This window comes from Collinsella sp. AM42-18AC, from assembly GCF_003467965.1.
In the GTDB taxonomy this organism is placed as follows: domain Bacteria; phylum Actinomycetota; class Coriobacteriia; order Coriobacteriales; family Coriobacteriaceae; genus Collinsella.
This window is the reverse complement of the sequence record NZ_QSFY01000018.1, coordinates 1-20,382: the sequence shown is the minus strand read 5'-3', so window position 1 is coordinate 20,382 and position 20,382 is coordinate 1. Positions and strand designations below refer to the sequence as shown.

At 58.8% G+C, this 20,382-nt stretch carries 12 protein-coding genes and 1 tRNA gene; 6 read left to right on the top strand and 7 right to left on the bottom strand.

Translation table 11 applies throughout. The annotated features are described in order from the left end of the window. Window positions 1-185 precede the first annotated feature (185 nt). Entirely contained in the window at window positions 186-1,763 is a 1,578-nt protein-coding gene (malQ, locus tag DW913_RS09135) for a 4-alpha-glucanotransferase (RefSeq protein ID WP_255415063.1), read from the top strand. A 128-nt stretch (window positions 1,764-1,891) separates the two neighbouring features. Further along, window positions 1,892-4,159, top strand: coding sequence for a glycogen/starch/alpha-glucan family phosphorylase (glgP, locus tag DW913_RS09130; RefSeq protein ID WP_117798298.1), 2,268 nt, complete (start codon window positions 1,892-1,894; stop codon window positions 4,157-4,159). A gap of 455 nt (window positions 4,160-4,614) precedes the next feature. Here glgP and DW913_RS09125 read toward each other — a convergent pair whose 3' ends face one another. From DW913_RS09125 to DW913_RS09105, 5 genes are all read right to left on the bottom strand, one after another. Continuing rightward, the gene (locus DW913_RS09125) at window positions 4,615-5,814 is read right to left on the bottom strand and encodes an ABC transporter ATP-binding protein (protein ID WP_117640835.1); all 1,200 of its coding nucleotides are present in this window, start codon (window positions 5,812-5,814) and stop codon (window positions 4,615-4,617) included. A 68-nt stretch (window positions 5,815-5,882) separates the two neighbouring features. Next, window positions 5,883-6,722 carry a carbohydrate ABC transporter permease gene (locus tag DW913_RS09120; RefSeq protein WP_117584245.1) on the bottom strand — a complete coding sequence of 280 codons (840 nt, stop codon included), beginning with the start codon at window positions 6,720-6,722 and terminating at the stop codon, window positions 5,883-5,885. Continuing rightward, window positions 6,722-7,576, bottom strand: coding sequence for a carbohydrate ABC transporter permease (locus DW913_RS09115; RefSeq protein WP_055252174.1), 855 nt, complete (start codon window positions 7,574-7,576; stop codon window positions 6,722-6,724). The genes DW913_RS09120 and DW913_RS09115 overlap by 1 nt, the downstream gene beginning before the upstream one ends. A gap of 87 nt (window positions 7,577-7,663) precedes the next feature. Further along, window positions 7,664-8,980 carry an ABC transporter substrate-binding protein gene (locus DW913_RS09110; RefSeq protein ID WP_055252173.1) on the bottom strand — a complete coding sequence of 439 codons (1,317 nt, stop codon included), beginning with the start codon at window positions 8,978-8,980 and terminating at the stop codon, window positions 7,664-7,666. A 306-nt stretch (window positions 8,981-9,286) separates the two neighbouring features. After that, window positions 9,287-10,006, bottom strand: a complete 720-nt coding sequence (locus DW913_RS09105; protein WP_117638177.1) for a GntR family transcriptional regulator — start codon at window positions 10,004-10,006, stop codon at window positions 9,287-9,289. Between the two features lie 224 nt (window positions 10,007-10,230). Here DW913_RS09105 and DW913_RS09100 point away from each other — a divergent pair, with 224 nt between their 5' ends. From DW913_RS09100 to DW913_RS09085, 4 genes are all read left to right on the top strand, one after another. Continuing rightward, window positions 10,231-12,681, top strand: coding sequence for a PTS transporter subunit EIIC (locus tag DW913_RS09100; RefSeq protein WP_117798297.1), 2,451 nt, complete (start codon window positions 10,231-10,233; stop codon window positions 12,679-12,681). Window positions 12,682-12,808: 127 nt separating this feature from the next. Continuing rightward, window positions 12,809-13,822, top strand: coding sequence for a polyprenyl synthetase family protein (locus tag DW913_RS09095; RefSeq protein WP_117638175.1), 1,014 nt, complete (start codon window positions 12,809-12,811; stop codon window positions 13,820-13,822). A gap of 139 nt (window positions 13,823-13,961) precedes the next feature. After that, window positions 13,962-14,867 carry a peptidoglycan-binding protein gene (locus DW913_RS09090; RefSeq protein WP_187361857.1) on the top strand — a complete coding sequence of 302 codons (906 nt, stop codon included), beginning with the start codon at window positions 13,962-13,964 and terminating at the stop codon, window positions 14,865-14,867. Between the two features lie 38 nt (window positions 14,868-14,905). Next, window positions 14,906-14,980: transfer RNA gene (locus DW913_RS09085), tRNA-Gln, on the top strand. 750 nt (window positions 14,981-15,730) lie between these two features. On the opposite strand, the gene DW913_RS09080 is transcribed toward DW913_RS09085, so the two are convergent. Together DW913_RS09080 and DW913_RS09075 are read right to left on the bottom strand one after the other, a co-directional pair. Further along, on the bottom strand, window positions 15,731-17,905 hold the full coding sequence (locus DW913_RS09080; protein ID WP_158566231.1) for a hypothetical protein: 2,175 nt from the start codon (window positions 17,903-17,905) through the stop codon (window positions 15,731-15,733). Window positions 17,906-18,088: 183 nt separating this feature from the next. After that, window positions 18,089-19,978 carry a carbon starvation protein A gene (locus tag DW913_RS09075; RefSeq protein ID WP_117770527.1) on the bottom strand — a complete coding sequence of 630 codons (1,890 nt, stop codon included), beginning with the start codon at window positions 19,976-19,978 and terminating at the stop codon, window positions 18,089-18,091. Window positions 19,979-20,382: the final 404 nt, after the last annotated feature.

The following is a 20,382-nucleotide window of genomic DNA, read 5'->3' as shown; positions in this document are numbered from 1 at the left end:
GCTGGCAGCCGGTCTTTAATGACGACGACCATTGTCGCCCGACCCACAAAAGAGCCGCAAGGGGAGGAGCTCCCAATGTTCAACTCATATCGTCTATGGCGCACTACCATTCACCGAAAGTCGGCAACTTTTTCATTCTCTCTATACATGTTTAAACAACATGTTCTACAATAGGGACAATAGCAATGGAAACTCGGGACGAGCCGTCTATCCATCTACGGCGCAGCCCCTTATTCAAAAGGACGGTGAGTGCATCCATGGAGCGTGCAAGCGGCGTTCTGATGCCCGTTTCGTCATTGCCCGGACCTTACGGTATCGGCGGCTTTGGCTGGAACGCCTATGACTTTGTCGATTTCCTCGCCTCGTGCAAACAACATTACTGGCAGATTCTCCCCCTTACGACAACGAGCTATGGCGACTCGCCCTATCAGTCGTTCTCGGCCCGTGCGGGCAACCCCAATTTCATCGACTTTGCCGAGCTTATCGAGGCCGGCTATCTGGAGCAGTGCGATTTCGACGGCGTGTACCTGGGCTCCGACCCCAGCAATGTCGACTATGGTGCCATCTTTGGTGGCCGTCGTCAGATTCTCGACCGCGCCGCCGAGCGCTTTGCCGCCGACAAGCCGGCCGACTTCGACGACTTTGTCCAAGCAAACGAAGACTGGCTCATCCCCTACTGCGAGTTCATGACCGTCAAGGAGGAGTGCGGTCTCAAGGCCTTTTGGGAGTGGCCCGCAGAGCTCCGTACCCGCGGCGAGGCTTCTGCCAAGGTCTGCGCCGCCCATCCCGCGCGCATGCTCTACCACCAGATGACGCAGTACTTCTTCAATCGTCAGTGGAGCCGCCTCAAGGCCTATGCCAACGAGCGCGATATCCTCATCATCGGCGACCTGCCCATCTATGTCTCGCGCGACTCCGTCGAGATGTGGGCCACGCCCGAGCTCTTTAAGATCGACGCCGCCGGTAATCCTGTGAGTGTCGCCGGCACGCCGCCCGACCAGTTCTCGGCCACCGGCCAGTACTGGGGCAATCCCATCTACGACTGGGACGCCATGGAAGCCGACGGTTTCTCCTGGTGGGAGGGCCGTATCCGCGCCGCCCTCGACATGTACGATGTCATCCGCCTGGATCACTTCCGCGGCTTCGAGGCCTATTGGGAGGTGCCGTTCTCCTCGCCCGATTCGTCCTACGGTTCGTGGACGCAGGGTCCCGGCCTCAAGTTCTTCAAGACGCTCGAGGAAAAGCTCGGCACGCTGCCCATCATCGCCGAGGACCTGGGTTTCCTCACTCCCGGTGTCATCGACATGCGCGACAACTCGGGTTTCCCCGGCATGAAGATCCTGCAGTTCGCCTTTGAGGGCACCAACTCGTACTACCTGCCGCATAACTACATCGCCAACACCGTCGCCTATGTGGGCACCCACGACAACGAGACGGCGCGCGGCTGGTTTGAGGGAACGGCCACCCCGCGTCAGCGCGAGCAGGCAGCCCTGTACACCCATCAGCAGGCCGGCGAACCCATCGCCGACGCGCTCAACCGAACCATCGCAGCCAGCGTGAGCGACACGTGCATCTACACCATGCAGGACCTGCTCAACTTGGGCAACGAGGCGCGCATCAACACCCCTGCCACCCTGGGCGGCAACTGGACCTGGCGCATGCTCGACGGCGCCATCACCCGCGAGCTCGAGCACAAACTCACCGACTGGACCGAGACCTACTTCCGCATCCCGTCGGAAGCCGAAATCGAGCTTCCTCAATAGGAGCTACCGCGCCCGACCCCTCCCCACCGTGCGGACGCGCTTGCTTTCCCGCGCGAGGCCACCCCAATCCCCTCGCGCGGGATTCTTTTGAATTTCTGACATGTAGTCAACTCACCACAGGAGGAAACATGCCCCGCATCAATCTCGCGGATCTTGCCGAGCAGTCCTTTGGAACTTCGCTCGAGCAACTCGATGACCGCCGCATTTACAAACTGCTGGTCAAGCTCGTGCAGGAGCGCTCTGCCGCCTGCCCGCTCAACAACGGCAAGAAAAAGCTCTATTACATTTCCGCCGAATTTTTGATCGGCAAGCTGCTCATCAACAACATGATCGACCTCGGCATCTACGACGAGGTTAAGGACCAGCTCACCGCCGCAGGCCACGACCTCAACAAGATCGAGGAGTTCGAGGTCGAGCCGTCGCTCGGCAACGGCGGCCTGGGCCGCCTGGCCGCGTGCTTCCTGGATTCCATCGCCACGCTGGGCTTGACCGGCGATGGCGTGGGCCTCAACTATCACTACGGCCTGTTCCGTCAACGCTTTGTCGACAACCAGCAGAAGGCCGTCCCCGACGAGTGGCTCGGTGAGCAGGACATCCTAGTCGACGACGACCGCTCCTACACCGTCGAGTTCGGCGATTTTGCCGTTACCTCCAAGCTCGTCAACATCGACGTGCCCGGTTACGGCCAGCCCACCAAGAACCGTCTGCGCTTGTTCGACCTGACGAGCGTCGACGACGGCCTGGTCCCCGGCAGCTCCATCGACTTCGACAAGACCGAGATCGCCAAGAACCTCACCTTGTTCCTCTACCCCGACGATTCCGACGAGCAGGGCCGCCTGCTTCGCATCTACCAGGAATACTTCATGGTGAGCAACGCCGCCCAGCTCCTGATCGACGAGGCCATCGAGCGCGGCAGCAACCTGCACGATCTGGCCGACTACGCCGTGGTCCAAATTAACGACACGCACCCCACCATGGTCATCCCCGAGCTCATTCGCTTGCTCACCACCGAGCATGGCATCGAGTTTGACGAGGCCGTGACCATCGTACGCTCCATGGTCGCCTACACTAACCACACGATCCTTGCCGAGGCACTCGAGAAGTGGCCGCTCGTCAGCCTGCAGAAGGTCTCCCCTGCCATCGCCGACATTATCGTCAAGCTCGATGAGATCGCGAAGGCCGAGCACGATGACCCGCGCGTCGCCATCATCGACGAATACGACACCGTCCACATGGCCCACATGGACATCCACTTTGGCTTCTCCATCAACGGCGTAGCCGCCCTCCACACCAAGATCCTGGAGGACACCGAGCTTCATCCGTTCTACGAGATCTATCCCGAGAAGTTCTCCAACAAGACCAACGGCATCACCTTCCGCCGCTGGATCCATGGGGCCAACCCCGCGCTCGCCAGCCTGCTCGACGATGTAATCGGCACCGACTGGCGCAGCACCGGCGATCTGAGCAAACTCGCCAAGTTCGCCGACGACAAGGATGTTCTTGAGCGCCTGGCCGCCACCAAGGTCGAGGCCAAGGCCATCATGCGCCAGTTCATGGCGCTCGAGCAGGGCGTGACCATTCCCTCCAACGCCATCATCGACGTCCAGGTCAAGCGCATCCACGAGTACAAGCGCCAGCAGATGCTCGCGCTCTACATCATCTGGAAGTACCTCGATATCAAGAACGGCAACAGACCTAAGCACCCCGTCACCATCATCTTTGGCGGCAAGGCGGCGCCTGCCTACACCATCGCGCAGGACATCATCCATCTGATCCTGACGCTGTCGCAGTGGATTGCAAACGACCCCGACGTGGCTCCTTACCTGCAGGTTGTCATGATCGAGAACTACAACGTCACCGCCGCCGAGCGCGTGATTCCCGCCGCTGACATCTCCGAGCAGATCAGCCTGGCCTCCAAGGAGGCGAGCGGCACCTCCAACATGAAGTTCATGCTCAACGGCGCCCTAACCCTGTGCACGCTCGACGGTGCCAACGTGGAGATTGCCGAGCTCGTGGGCGACGAGAACATCTATACCTTTGGTGCCTCGTCCAAACTGGTCGAGCAGCTCTACGCCGACGGCACCTACAACGCCGGTGCGCTCTACCGCAAGCCCGGCATTAAACTGCTGGTGGACTTCATCACCAACCCGGCCTTTATGGCAACCGGCAACGCCGAGCGCCTGCAGCGCCTGCACGACGACATTAAGGGCAAGGACTGGTTTATGGCCCTGCTCGACATTGAGGAGTACATCCAGACCAAGGAGCGCGTGCTGGCCGACTACGAGGACCAGGACGCCTGGATGCGCAAGGCGCTCATCAATATCGCCAACGCCGGCACCTTCTCGTCCGACCGTACGATCTCCCAGTACAACGACGAGATCTGGCACCTGAGCTAATTCGGTTTCATCGCCCATCCTCTTGAAAACGGAGCCACGGCAACGCGGCTCCGTTTTTTGTGCCCGCACGTTACCCTGTGATCCGACTCGGCCAAACAATCTCGATCCATAACAACTACTCAACCAAAACGGTCCCAGCTGTTACAGATTGAGACATACCGGCCCCTCCCCTTGGGTTTATCTCAATCTGTAACATCTAGCAGGTGAAATTCGCCTTTGGTGTTACAGATTTAGATGAAATGGTTAGCTCAGCGGAACCGCCTCGATCTGTAACATCTAACGTCCGAAATCGGCCCTATCCGTTACAGATCGAGACAAACGACCGGTCAGACAGTCCCAACACAAAGAAAGGCTCCCCTCTCGCCCAGTGGACGGGAGGGGAGCCTTATATGTGACCGCGGCAAAAGGATGGCAAAGCCGCAGTCGCCCAAAGGGAGGGCCTGGATGCACCGGGCCTAGATAAGGTTCTTGCCAGACACCTTATCGAAGAGATGAGTCGCGTTCTTCTCGAACTTGAACCAGATGGGGTCGCCAGCCTTGAGCGCGCCCTTGGCCTCGAGGTCGACGACGGGGATAATCAGGACAAACTGGCCGTCGGGAGCGGTCACGTGGACATGCTCGGTCGAGCCCATGAGCTCGGTCACCTCGACGGTGCCCTGGAGCGCACCCTCCTCGCCCTTGTCGGCAAGCAGAATCTGCTCGGGACGCACGCCGGCCGTGATCTCCTTCACGTCGCCGCCGTCCCAGTTGAGAGCAAGCTGAGCGCAGGTCTCGGGGGCGAGCGCCACGTTCATATCCTCGGTCTTGACGGTAAAGCCGTTGCCCGAGCGCACCAGCTGGGCATCGAAGAAGTTCATCTGCGGCACGCCGATAAAGCCGGCGACGAAGATGTTCGCGGGATGGTTGAAGACCTCCTGCGGGGTGGCGATCTGCTGGACGACGCCATCCTTCATGACCACGATACGGTCACCGAGGGTCATAGCCTCGGTCTGGTCGTGAGTAACATAAATGAACGTGCCCTTGATCTCATGACGCAGCTTAATGAGCTCGGCGCGCATCTGGTTACGAAGCTTAGCATCCAGGTTGGACAGGGGCTCGTCCATCAGAAAGACCTTGGGGTCACGTACGATGGCGCGGCCGATGGCGACACGCTGACGCTGGCCGCCGGAGAGTGCCTTGGGCTTACGGTCAAGATACTCGGTAATACCCAGGATCTCGGCAGCGGAGCGAACCTTGCGGTCGATCTCGTCCTTGGGGACCTTCTTGAGCTCGAGCGTAAACGCCATGTTCTCGTACACCGTCATATTGGGGTACAGAGCATAGCTCTGGAACACCATGGCGATGTCGCGGTCCTTGGGAGCGACGTCGTTGACGCGCTTGCCGTCGATGAGCACGTCGCCCGAGGTGATATCCTCCAGGCCGGCGACCATGCGCATCGTCGTGGACTTACCGCAGCCAGAAGGGCCAACGAGGACGATGAACTCCTGGTCGTGAACGGTGAGGTTGAAGTCCTCTACAGCGAGCACACCGTCCTCGGTAACCTTGAGGTTGTGCTTCTTCTCCTCGGTTTTCTTCTTTTTGCCAAAGAAGCCCTTCTTTTTTGACTCGTTGTTGGGATACACCTTCTGAACATGTTTGAGAACGATCTCGGCCATGTCTTTACCTTTCGATACGCGGCGCCGCGCTGAGAGGCGCCGCCAAAACTTGCAAAACAGTTACGGCATCAGCCCTTGACGGCACCTGCCACAACGCCGTCAATGATGTACTTCTGGCAGAAGATGTACATGATGACGATGGGGATGACGACCATCATGATGCATGCCATCATGGGGCCGAGCTCGACGTGGCCATAGCCGCCACGGAAGTACTGGATCAAGATAGGAATGGTCTTGTACTTGGTGGAGTCGAGCGTAAGGTAGGGCAGCAGATAGTCGTTCCAGACCCACATGGTCTCAAGGATGCCGACCGAAAGATAGGTGGGCTTCATAATGGGAAGGACGATCTTAAAGAACACCTGGACCGGGTTGCAGCCGTCGATCATGGCCGCTTCCTCAATCTCGAGCGGGATGTTCTTGACGAAGCCGGCGAACATAAAGACCGCGAGGCCCGCGCCAAAACCAAGGTAGATGAAGCAGATGTTAAACGGCGTGTTAAAGCCGATGCGGTCCGCGAGGTTGGACAGCGTGAACATGAGCATCTGGAACGGTACGACCATCGAGAAGACGAACAGGTAATAGAAGAAGTTCGAGATCTTGCTGTTGACGCGCACCACGTACCAAGCGCACATGGAGCAGCACACCAGAATCAGCACGACCGACGTGACCGTGATGATGAGCGAGTACATAAACGCCGAGGCAAAGCCCTGCTCGTTCAGAGCGTGCACGTAGTTTGCGAGGCCGTTGAACGTCTCGGGCGTGAGCAGATCGAACGCCGTGGTGGTGCTGATTGCGGTCGCTTTCTTAAAGGAATTGAGCGCAATCATGAACACGGGGTAGATCCATGCGAGCGACAGAATCGTAAAGAAGATCGAGAGCGCGCGGTTGATAGCCTTATCGCGTTTCATTACTGCTGCACCTCCTTGGACCTCGTGGCCTTAAGCTGGATCATAGAAATAGCGACAACCAGGATGCAGAAGATAACTGCCTTGGCCTGACCGATGCCCTGCCATGCGATGCCAGCACGCGAATAGAACGTGTTGTAGATGTTCAGGGCGAGCATCTCGGTGGAGTGCGCCGGGGCGCCACCGGTAAGGGCGAGGTTCTGGTCGAACAGCTTAAAGCCGTTGGTGATGGACAGGAACAGGCAGATGGTGATGGTCGGCATCAGGTTGGGGATCTTAACCTTCCAAAACGTCTGCCATGCCGTAGCGCCATCGACCTTGGCGGCCTCGATGTAGTCAGACGGGATGGACTGCAGACCGGCGATGTAGATGATCATCATGTAGCCGACCTGCTGCCACAGGGTCAGGATGATAAGGCCCCAGAAGCCAGCAGCAGAGTTAAGGGCGATGAGCTGGGCGCCCACGTTGGAGAGCAGGCAGTTGATCAGAATCTGCCAAATGTAGCCCAGCACGATGCCGCCGATCAGGTTAGGCATAAAGAAGATCGTACGGAAGATGTTGGTGCCCTTGAGCGCTTTGCGGGTGAGCGCCTGCGCGATGGCCAGCGCGATCACGTTGATGAGCACCGTCGACAGGAAGGCAAACGCCACGGTAAAGAAGAACGACGTGGAGAACTGCGGATCGGACAGCGCGCGCACGTAGTTCTCGATACCGACAAAGTGCGCGTTATTGATGGTAATAAACTGGCAGAACGAGAGATAGAAACCCTGGATAAAGGGAATCACGAACCCGATCATAAACGCCAGGCACGTGGGCAGCATAAAGAGCGGCCACCAGCGCTTGAGTGCTTTGCCCATAGAAGGGTCCTTTCAATATGCAGGGGGCGGGCAAACCTACGTCTGCCCGCCCCCTGTCGCTAATCAGATAGCTTGGGCAGCAACTGCTTACTCGGAAGCAGCCTTCTCGGTCTTCCAGCCATCGACGAAGGCGTTCTTGACGCCGTCCCACTTGGTGTTGTCGGCAGCATAAGCGATGAGAGCCTGCTTGAGGTTCTTCTTCCACTCCTCGGAGGGGATGTAAACGAAGTCCCAAGCGACGGTCTTCTTGCCGTCCTTGGCCATAGCAACGGCCTGCTGCGAGAAGACGTTGGTGGTCTCCTTAGCGCTCTTGAACGGGGCGGTCAGACCCATCTTGTCAGCGATGATGCTGGTGGCGGTGTCAGAAGTGACGCACCAATACATGAAGTCCTCGGTGGCCTTCTGGGCATCCTCGGAAGCCTGGGAGCTGACGCACCAGTAGTTCTCGCCGCCGGAGCACAGGCCCTGGTTCTCCTCGCCGTCGACGCCGATGTAGATCGGCAGCATGCCGAGCTGGTCGTCGGTCATACCGGCCTTGGTGAGGTCGGCGTAGGCCCAAGAGCCGTTCTGGTAGAAGACGGCCTTGCCGGTTGCGAACTCGTTGGTGGCGTCGTCACCGGTCTTGGAGGCGAGCTGCGAAGGATCGCAGGTGGAGTCGGTGATATACAGGTCGAAGATCTGCTTAAAGTTGTCGAGATACTCGCCCTTGATCTCGTCGTCCTCCTGATTGTGCTCCTTCTCGAACTCGTAGTAGAGCGGGAGGTTGGCGAGGTGCGTGGTGTAGCGCCAGCTGGAGGAGTCATCCATGCCGGCGGAAGTGAAGGCACCGTCAACGCCGAGCTCGTCCTTGCGGGCCTGGATGTCATCGGCGCAAGCCTTCAGCTTGTCGAAGGAGTTGATGTCCTCGGCCTTGTAGCCGGCCTTCTCGAGGAGCTCCTTGTTGTAGATGATGCCGTAGCTCTCCTGAACCCAGTCGATACCCAGATCCTTGCCGTCGGACTGCAGCGCCAGGGAGTCGTCGATGAGCTCACCGCGGAGCTTGGTGTCGGAAAGATCGGCGCAGTAGTCCTTCCAGTTCTTAAGGCCGGTGGGGCCGTTGACCTGGAACAGCGTCGGAGCGGAGCTCTTGGACATCTCGGACTTGAGCTTCTCCTCGTAGGTGTTGGAGGCGGCGGTCACGATCTTGACCTCGACGCCCTTCTCCTTCTTGTACGCCTTGGCGATCTCCTTCCACTCCTTGTCGACCTCGGGCTTGAACTGGAGGAAGTAGACCTCGGCAGCGTCACCAGAAGCAGAGGAGCCAGAGCCGGCAGAACCACCGCAGCCCACGAGGCCCAGACCAAGAACCGCAGCCGCGGAACCAGCAAAGCCCAGGAACTGCCTTCTGCTCATTTCGTTCTTCATTACAATCCACCCTTTCACACCGTGGCGGCACCCTTTGCCGCCGCCTTCGGAGATTGGCTCGGGGACTTTGCCCCTTTTGCTGACTTGTACAATACGCTATTTGGCTAGTTGTTTGAACAAGTATTACTAGAGCGGTAGAAAAACTTCGGTGAACGGTAATTTCGACTTGATACTTGACAAGTTTTGTATAAACAATTATTTGTTATCGAATGCAGAGAAAACGCCCGATCAAGCCGATGCATCGTCGGTTTGACCGGGCGTTTTCGCTTTGAGGGCATGAGTCTCGTCAGGCTGCGAGCTAGCCGGCTATCGCTTGGAATTGACGCGGTAATGGAAGATCTCGGGGTGTGTGCGGGCATGCGTGACCTCGAACAAGATGCCGTCCGAGGTGTACGACTGGCTCTCCATAACGGCGACGCAGTTGTACTTGCCAAGGTCCAGATAGCTGCAGTCCTCATCGTTGGCGAGCTCGACACTCACCGTACGGCGGCTCGCCATCACTTTGATGCCGCGCTTGTGCTCCAGATAGCCGTAGATAGAATCCGCCGCGATCTCGGGGGTCAGGCCCTTGGCGATCGACGCCAAAAAGTAGCCGTGGTCCACTTGGCGCGCGCTGCCGTTGAGGCTTCGGACACGCACGACGCGAATCAGCTCCTCGCCCACCTTAAAGCCCAGGCGACGAGAGAGTTGCTCAGTGCAAATCAAATGTTCAAAAGACTTGACCTCGGTCGATGCGACGGCATTGTTGCGTTTTGCGAACTCGCCAAACGACTCAACCTCTTCGAGTGCGCCCAGCATATCGGTTTCGCCCTTAAGCCAAATAACGCGCACGCCCTTGCCGTGTATAGGCTGCACAAACATCTGGTCGGCCAGCATGCTCAAGGCGCGTCGAACGGTATTGCGCGTGCAGCCAAACTCCGCGGTCAGCTCGGCTTCGGTTGGCAGCATCTCCTGAAACGCATAGGTCCCGTTGATGATGCGCGAACGGATCTCGCGGTAGATTCCTTCGTAAATCGCTTTTGGCATGATTTCACCTCTAATGAATATGTATGGCTAGGCACGATAGCATTTCTTAAAGTTGTTTAAACCGATTATCGGTAAAGCACGGATTATTTACCGTCGACGGTTCCCCCGAAACCCAAATCGGACCGAATCAAAACCGTCAATGCGGCAAGCAGCCAGTCCTCTACAATGAGTTCATTGTTTAAACGTTCTTGCTCGCACAGCATGTTGCATCCGAAAGGCATATTATGCTGCAGAAAATCCAACGTTTTGGCGGAGCCATGTTCGCGCCCGCCATGCTGTTTTCTATATCAGGCCTCATGGTCGGCATCTCCGCCCTCGCAACGACCGTGGATATCGTCGGCGACCTCGCCGTATACGGAACCCCCTGGTACGTTTTCTGGACTATCATTCAGCGCGGCTCGTGGACGGTCTTTAAGCGCCTTCCACTCCTTTTTGCCGTAGCGCTGCCCATCGGCCTTGCCCAAAAGCAACCGGCACGCTGCTGCCTCGAGGCGCTCGTAGCCTATTTTGCCTACTGTTTCTTTTTGAGCGAGATCATTAAGCTGAGCGGCGACAACCTTGGACTTAAGTACCCGTCGTCTTTAACCCCCGCCAGCGGCATCACCGTCATCGACGGTATCAAGACGCTCGACACCGGCATTATCGGCCCGCTGGCGGTGTCGGCAACCGTCGTTGCCATCCATGACCGCTTCTACGATGCCAAGGTTCCCGATTGGCTCGGCACGTTCTCGGGTTCCTCGCTCGTCTACCTCATCAGCTTTTTTGCCGTGTTTGCCCTTGCCGCCATCTCGGCCGCCATCGTGCCCTTCGCATACGCTGTGACCGAAACGCTGCGCCACGCACTTGCGGGCGTCGGCCCCTTCGGCGTGGGCATCTTTGTGTTTTTGGAGCGAGCGCTCGAGCCCATGGGGCTGCACCATCTGCTCTATATGCCCATCTATTACGACAATCTGGTCATTCACGACGGTATTTACGCCACGTGGACCAACCTGCTCCCCATTCTCTCCCATAGCACGCGCCCTTTAAATGAACTTGCGCCCTGGGCAGGTTTTACCGCCACCGGCTGGGGCAAGCTCTTTGGCCTTCCCGCCATCGCGGCAGCATTCTATTTCACCGCCAAACCCGAACGCCGCGCCGGCCTTAAGGTCATCCTTTTGCCCGCCATCGTCGCCTCGGTGGTCTGCGGCGTCACCGAGCCGCTCGAGTTTCTCTTTATGTTCACCTATCCCGGACTCTTTTTGCTCTACGCCGTCCTGTCCTCCTGCCTTGCCATGACCATGAACTTCTTTGGCATCGTCGGCATCTTCTCGGGCGGTCTCATGGAAATGACGGCCTTCAACTTCATCCCACTCATGCGAATGCATGCCGGCTCCTACCTTTTGGCGCTCGGTATCGGTCTTACCTTTAGCCTCATCTTTTTTGTTAGTTTTCGAGCACTCATCTTGGTCTATGACCTTAAGACGCCGGGCCGCGAGGATCATGTCTCCAATCGCGCGGCAATCGATCGTTTAACGGGAAGCGGCTTTGCCAAAGAGCAATCTCCCAATGGCGAGGTCAGTATTCAATCCGATCAAGATCACGTCCTCGCTGAGCGGGTAATTCAGCTTTTGGGTGGCGTTGGCAATATCGTGGGCGCAACCAACTGCGCCACGCGCCTGCGCGTCGAGGTCGCAGACCCTTCCATCGTTGCAGATAATGCGTCGTTTGTCGCGGTGGGCGCCAAGGGCCTCATCATTACGGGCAAGACCGCCCAGGTGATTATTGGCATCTCCGTTCCCCGCGTTAAAGAGCATTTTGACCAGATCATGGGCCTCGAGCCGGGATTTGTGTCCACCACCTCGGCCTCCCCTGCCGCCAGCGCAGCCCATAAGCGCGGCGATATCTGCTTCTTCGATATCGACGGAACACTCGCCTGGCAAGACCCTCGAGTGGCACAAGAGCTTCCCGAGAGCGAGCGAGACCTCTCCCCCTATCCCAATGAAGCGGTCTCGCAAGCCATCCGTGATTTTGTCGCCAAGGGCAATATGGCGTTTATCTGCACAGGGCGCACACTGAGCTGCATCCATCCAAAGCTGCTCGAGCTGCCCTGGACCGGCATCGTCTGCCTCGCGGGTGGCTATGTCGAACTTGAGGGACACGTGATTCGCGATTTGGCGATGACGCCCGGCATGCTGCAGCGCCTTGCTCCCATTCTTGAGCAATCGGACGAAGTGATTCGTTTTGAGGGACTCAATGGCGTCGTTCGCATGAGTGCCGATGCGCCCGACGCTCCGGGATACGCCCGCACCGTGGGCGATGCAATTACGCAGCTGCAACATTACAGCGCCTACAAGATCTTAATGTCCACGTCGCTTGCCAACCGCATCGCTCAGGATCAAGCGTTTGAGCCGCTGCTCTGCTTTAACGAGCTCGAGCTCGAAGTGACCGAGATTTCGCCTCGCGAATGCACCAAGCGCGAGGGTATCCAGTCCGTACTCGACGCCCTCGATCCCCACCACGGAACCGTATACGGCATCGGCGACGCCAGCAATGACGTCTCGCTGATGAACGCCGTCGATGTCGGTATCGCCATGGGCAATGCGCCGGACTTCCTCAAGGAAAAGGCCGACTATGTCACCGACAGCATCGACCACGACGGCGTCGTCACCGCGCTCGAACACTTTGGGCTTATCTAGCCAAGCCCCTACCGCACTTGCGGCCGCATGGACCAATCGTCTTCAACCGCCGCGCTCGACGCCCTAATGTGGCAATATGTTGTCTGCATAATGCAACGATGCAACCTATCAAAGAATGCGAGAACCCGTGTCCAGTCCGTTTACCAGCTTTTTAGCCCAGCACTTTGACCAGATTAACGACTATCTGGCCACGTTCTTTGACGGACAGGCGACTTCCGCCGATATCGAGCGCTACCTGTATACCCCGCTCTCGGCATTTACGGCAAACGCTGGCAAGCGCCACCGCCCGCTCATCTGCATGCTCGCCGCCACTGCGGTAGGCGGCAGCTTTGAGAGCGCCCGCAGCGCAGCGGCGGCCATCGAGCACTTTCAGTCGGGCGCACTCATCCACGACGACATCGCCGACAACGGGCAGATTCGTCGCGGCAAGCCCTGCATGCACCTTACCGAGGGCACCGGTCTTGCCATCAACTGCGGTGACCTGGCGCTCACCATGGTCACCAAGACGGTTCTCGACGACCCCACACTCAACGCAGACGTGAAGCTTCACGTGCTCCACGAGCTTACCGAGATGATCGTCCGTACCATCGAGGGCCAAGCGCTCGACCTGGGCTGGGTCCGCGACGAGCGCTTTGACATTTCGGTCGACGATTATCTGGACATGGCGACGCACAAGACCGCGTACTACAGCGGAGCGACGCCGCTTGCCGCCGGAGCCATTATCGGCGGCGGCAGCGAAGAGCAGATTGAGGCACTGCGCGCCTTTGGGCTGCACACGGGCCTTGCCTTCCAGATTCAAGACGACCTGCTCAACTTGATCGGCACCAAGGAGGCCGCCAACAAGGACTTCCGCACCGATATCACCGAGGGCAAGCGCACCCTCGTTGCCGTGCATGCCCTGTCAGACGAGCGCTATCACGACGAGATCGAGGCAATCCTTTCCTCGGGCACCGAGGACCCTGCGCAGCTCGCACGCGCCGTGGAGATCTTCCAGGAGACCGGCTCCATCGATTACGCCCACACCTATGCGCTCGACCTGACCGCTAAGGCCAAGGCCGCTATCGAAGGCGTCGAGCTCGACCCGCATGCGCGCGAGCTCTTCCTCTCAATGGCAGATTTCTTTGTGGAGCGTCTTAACTAGCGGGGGTCATAAAACCTGTGGGCAGCGAGTTTGGGTACAAGTTGCTACACTATTGAGTGCATGTTTATAAATTGTCTCGCGTTGTCTATCCGACACACGCTCAAAATAGTACGAATGGTACGCCGAAAGGGGTTCGTTCATGGAACCTATTACCACGGGCATGCAGGGAGCAGCCGTCGAGGACGTCCAGTCCCGCCTTCTGCAGCTCGGCTATACAATCGATGACGCCGAGGTTGTCGACAAGCGCTTTGGCACCACCACCGAGCAGGCCGTCAGCACCTTCAGGCTCGACAGCGGCCTTGCTGCCGGTCATGCCGTCGATATCCCCTGTTGGAGCGCCCTGGTCGACGCCTCGTATAAGCTGGGCGACCGCACCCTGTATCTGCGCATGCCCAATTTCCATGGCGCCGATGTGCAGGCCCTGCAGCGCGCTCTCAACGTTTTGGGCTTTGCCTGTGGCGAAGACGACGGCTACTTTGGTCCGCATACCGAGGCCGCCCTGCAGCAGTTCCAGGAAAATGTCGGCCTGTTTGCCGACGGCATGGCCTTCCAGGACACCTACGCCTACATCAACCGCCTGCACCATGTGTGGGAGGGCAAGCCCTCGGTCACCGAAGCCGAGTCCCGCATCGGTTTTGCTCGCGCCGCCAACGTGCTCGAGCGCTTCCAGATCGCCGTTATCGGCGAGGACCCCATCGCACGCAGCGTTGCTTCGCGCATGTGGAACATCGCCACGGCAACGACCGACAACAGCGGCATGATGCTCTGCGACTCCGAGGTCCCAACCGACGTTGACCTGGTGCTCGAGATCGCAAGCGACGAGCTGCCCGCCGACGCCGCGCCACGCGCCACGATTGCCCTCGCCGAGTGCCACAACCTGGCCCAGCGCATCCGCACCGCCAATGTCGCCGCGCAGCAGAAGCCGGCTCGCATTCGCATTGAGCTCACGGGCATGACGCGCTACAACGGCACCTTCACGGCCAGCGACGCGCAGACGCTCGCCGTACGTCTACTCGACGGCGTTTGCGATGCCCTCGCAGATTAGGTAAACTAGACGAGTTGCTTTTGGGCAACACCACACATTGGGACGTAGTTCAACGGTAGAACTCCGGTTTTTGGTGCCGGCTGTTGGGGGTTCGAATCCCTCCGTCCCAGCCATTAAAACTGAGCGCCCTAAGCCCATAACGGCCCAGGGCGCTTTCTTGTGGGCAAGCGGAGGAATTCGAACCCGCAAGGGTGCGGAGCTGAGGAAACGCGAAGCGTTTTCCAGCGCAGCACGCAAGGAGCGAAGCGACGCAGCGGGGCGCGGCCGCCGACCAGGCGGACGCGGAATCCCTCCGTCCCACACCAGCCAAGAGCCCCTCACGTCAAGCAAATCGAGCCAACGCCGCCAAGCGGAGGGATTCGAACCCGCAAGGGTGCGGAGCGATGCAGCGGGGCGCGGCCGCCGCAGGCAGACGCGGTGTCGGCACTTGGGGACGCTCCTAAGTGCCGGCATTATAGGAACGTCCCCAAGTGCCGGCTCGGGACTATTTTCGAGGACCCTCCGAAGGACTGTGGCCAAAAAACGGCAAATATGAGTACTGTCACCGTTGTAGCTACATTATTTTCGTTAATAAAAGAAGATCTTAATGAGATTTATTCGCATCAAGGTCTTCCTTTAATGAACACTTGAGGAGATACGGCAGCTTATCTGCTCGATCGACACGTCAAATCACCTTAAATGTGGTCAAAATTACTGCTACTAAAAGAGTATCAGTACTCATATTTGATGTTTTTTGGCCACGGCTCTTTATAGACACCCTGCACAGCGACGGTGGTAGATTTCGGAACGTGTCCGTCAGCCCCGTTCCGAAAAGCGAGCCGCATGCAACGGCCAAGCCACGACAGGCCCCGGGAGAGCGGAATTTAGTTGTTTAGCATGCGGTCGAAGCTTCCCGAGTCGCCATCCCGATAGTCAGCGGTCATCAGAATCTCCTGCGGAATGCGCCCGCCTTCACGTAGCACGTTGCGGAACTGCACACGCGTGACCATGGGCAGATCCTTGATCGTCGCCGCCAAGTTCTGCGGCACGCCCTGGTTGGCAGCCGCGGGCTCGCACTCTCCGCCGGCCTTCACGCGACGCTTGTGCTCGGCGAGCATGGCGCGGTACATGCCAGCATGCAGGCGAATCTCAACCACATTGGCATTGCGAGCCTGCTCGACGATGCGCGCGCCCTCGCGGTCGATATCGCCCACGTAGTAGACGTAGTTAAAGCGATAGCCAATCTCGGCCAGATAATCGTCCAGGGCATGCGAGACGCTCGCCTTGCATCCGCCGCCAAAAATCACGCCGCCCACCTTGATGCCAAAGAGCTTGGCGTGCTTGCGGCCACGCAGCAGCTTGACGATCTCGTCGTAGGTGTCCAGGTTTTCGACCATAATGAACGGCTTGTCGGCGCCCAGCGTAAAGAAGCCCGTAAAGTGCACGGGGCGATTGGGGGCGACCTTGATCGCCTGCATGCTGATGCCCTTTTCGGTCATGCGCCTTATCAGGCGCTCACCGTGCTTGCCGTCAAAAGCCTTCTCGTCGTTAAAGATCTGGTAGGCACGCTGGCGGCGCGAGGCAACCGGCGTATCGGCACCTCGGTTCTGCTCGATCCAAGCCTGGATGATTGCGATTTCCTCGGCAATCTTGCGGTTGGACATCTCGTTGTGCTGAGTGCGCTGCGGAGCCTTTTTGCCGTCCTTGCCCTCGACCTTTACGATCTGTGTCTGCTGCTCCTTGATCTTAGAGAGCGCCGTAGGCGTAGGGACAACCTTGAGCAGCTGCCTGCCTAAAACGCGGGCAAGGGCGAACGCCGATACCTCACCGCGAACGGCCGACTTGGGCTGCTGGGCAGCAGTACCTGCTGCGGAAGACTCCGGCTTCTTCTGAGACTTGCGTTTAGAATCGCCTTGGGAATTGCGCTCGCGCTTCGGCATAGACGCCTGCTTCTGCGGACGATCGGACTTGCTCTCCTTCGCCGGCTGGCGCTTAGGCTGCCCCGAAGAAACCTCGGCCTTCGCATCCTCGTCCTGCGGCGTGGTCCTCTCGGCTGCAGTCTCGGCATGGGAACTGCGGCCCCCACGATGGCGACGGCGGCGAGGCTTGCTCGACGCGCCCCGCTCCGTCTGCTCATCAGTAGGCTGCTGGCCCTTGGCCTCGGCATCAGCCTCAAGCTGCGGCTCAACAGGCTTTTGCTCGCGAGCCGCCGGCTCAACGGCCTTCTCGTCCTGGGTGGTCGAAACCGACTCGCCCTTCTCCTGACGCTTTACGGGATACGCGCGTCCCGCAAAACCGCGGCCGGGACGACACGAACCCGGAGCCTTCTTGGCAGACTCCTCAACATCGTCTGCAACCTCAGAAGACTCTTCGACCTCACGCGCGGCACCCTGCTGTGCAGCCTTAAAGTGAGCACCGCGGCGGCGCTTGGGCTCTTGGGCCTCCACGGGCTTTTGCTCCTTCGCGGGCTTCTGCGACTCGGCAGCAACCTCGGTCTCAACAGCCTCGGCATCCGTCTCACCCTTTCGAGCAACGGCGCGACGGAAGCGCTCCTGCTGGGCGCGGCGCTGTGCATCGCGCTTGCCTCCCCCGCCAAAACCGCCGCGTCCTGCCTTGGCCGTAAAGGCACGCACAACGTTCTCATCGAGCAACTCATCGGTATCGACATGCTCACGCGGAGCAACTTCTTCCACAGCAGGCACGTCAGCGGAATCCTCGACGACAAAATCTTCGACGGACTCGGCAGGTTGCTCCTGGGCATCGCGGATCTCGGCATTGATGGTATAGAACGCCGGGCGCCCGTTAATGCCACTACCCTCGATCTTGGTCACGATATTTGCCGCGATAAGCTCATCGCGCATCGCCTTGGTGTCGCACTCCTTATCGACGGAGCGGAAAATCTGCGCCAGCGCGCTCGACTTAATCTTGAGCGCCTTGCGGCAGAGCAGGTCGTAGGCAACCAGCTTGGCGCGCTCGGCAGAAAGCGACGTCTGGCTGCTCAGACGCTCAGCCAGGGCATCGACATTGTTTTGATTATCGGAATATACCGTCTTGGCCACGGGGCCCCTTTCATATGCACACATATACGTCCATATGGTACAACGCACGAGCCTATCCACGCAAAACATCTGCGAGAACGCCCTTGCACCACCTGTTCTCACAAGAAAAAAGACCGGGTCCGCTTGATTGCGGACCCGGTCTTTCCGAGTCAAATAGACGGGAGATTCAACCCGTCCGACCGACTAGGCCTTAGCGGCCTCGGCGTCGGCAGGAGCTTCAGCGGCAGCGGCGCGACCGTACTCGGCCTTGCCCATCTCGGACCACTCGGGCTCCTCATCAGGCATGGAGCCAGCCTCCTTGCCGAAGAACTCCTTGAGGCAGTTGACGGCGACGATGAGGCCCAGGACCATCAGCAGGACGGCAAAGACGAGCTGCAGGCCCTTGGTGGCGGCGACGGAGACGGCGGCCGTGGTGGCGGTAGCCGGGATGGTACCGAAGAAACCGTAGGCCTGGACGGCGGTCATGCAGCCCATGGCGCTCTGGACCAGCGAGGTGAAGGTGCAGCAGAGCAGGAAGGCGACGGGCACGTAGAGCATCCAGCCCTTGCGACCGGTGCACTTGCAGAACACGGCGAGGGTGATCATGGTCATACCGCCGAGCAGCTGGTTGGAAGCACCAAAGAGCGGCCAGATGTTGGCATAGCCACCAAAAGCGAGGGCGAGACCGGGAAGCAGGGTAACGACCGTGGCGAACCAGGGGTTGCCGAGGACCTTCATATAGCCGGCCTTGGACTCGATGGCCAGAGCATCGTTGGTCTGGGCAAAGAACTCGGAGAACGAGGTGCGGGCGATGCGGGCGACGGCGTCGAGCGAGGTCAGGGCCAGAGCGGAGACGTTCATAGTCATGAAGACGGTAGCGAGCGTGCCGTCAACACCGAAGGCCTGCATACCGCGGGAGATACCAGCGGCGAAGATCTGGAACGGGGTGGAAGCGACGCCGGCGTTGAGGGCACCAGTGCCGGCGGTGTTCATATCGGAGAACATGATGCCGGCGACGATGATGGCAAGGATGCCGACGAAGGACTCGACGATCATGGCGCCATAACCGACCTTGACGGCGTCCTGCTCCTTCTCGACCTGCTTGGAGGAGGTACCAGAAGAAACGAGGCTGTGGAAGCCGGAGAGGGCACCGCAGGCAACGGAAACAAACAGGACCGGGAACATCATGCCAGAAGCGCTGGAGAAGCCGGTAAAGGCCGGAGCGGTGATGGTGGCCTGGCCGTTAACACCCAGGACGACGATACCGAGGACAGCGCAGGCGATCATGACGATCATCATGATGGAAGTGAGGTAGTCGCGAGGGGTCTTGAGCATCTGGATGGGCATGGCGCCAGCAAAGACCAGGTAGACCATGACAACGGCGAACCACTGGAACTTGTCCAGGTAGACCGGGAACTGCATGCCGACGGCAAACATGAGAACCATGAGCACCACGCCAGTGACAAACTCGGCAGCGCCGGTGAGGTTGAACTTCTTCTGGGCCCAACCAAAGGCGATAGCGACGAAGGTGAACAGGATGGAGATGGTACCAGCGCAGCCGGCGGCATAGGACTTGGTGAAGTCGATAGCACCGGTGGCAGCGCCAGAAGCGTCAACGACCGAGGTGAACATGAACGTCTTGCAGACCATGTCGGTGAAAGCGGCGATGACGATGATGCAGAACAGCCAGCAGAACAGCAGGAACAGGCGACGGCCGGTCTTGCCGATGTATTTCTCGATGAGCTGGGCCAGGGACTTGCCGTTGTTCTTCATCGAAGCGTACAGAGCACCAAAGTCGTGGACGGCGCCAAAGAAGATGCCGCCGACGAGGACCCAGAGCACGACGGGCAGCCAGCCAAAGGCCATGGCGACGATCGTACCCGTGACAGGGCCAGCACCGCAGATCGAGCTGAACTGGTGCGAGAACGCGGTAAAGGCGGAGACGGGCGAGAAGCTCTTGCCGTCCTTCATGCGCTTGGCCGGCGTGAGGGCCTCTTTGTCAACGCCCCACTTGTTGGCCAGCCAGCGGCCGTAGCCCAGATAGCCACAGGCGAGCACCGCCGCGGCCACAACCATGAGCAAAACTCCGTTCATTACATTTCCTCCTCTAAAAAGAACTTCCTAGACATAAAAAATGAGGGCCGTCGGTTGCGCTCGACGGCCCTCATCTTCATCAGCCGCCCGTTATCGTACGGGCTAGCTGTATGTGCTAACCCGCATCAGATAATTACTACGCTGATAATGTTTAGCTGATGCGTGAACATGTCTAAGAAATCCTCTTCAATCATGATGTGAACGATCCGTGCGTGTTCACATCCCCCAGTGGTTGAAAAGGAGTATGAAACTTTAGTTACCTAAAGTCAACGCAAATTTGTAATGGATTTTCAACTTTTTTGAATTTCTCGTTATAAAACGCCACTGACCTCGGACTTTACCGAACGACAGTTTTTGCTTGAGAGATGCCCTCGGGGGCGGGGCGGGTGCCTGCCGCCATATAT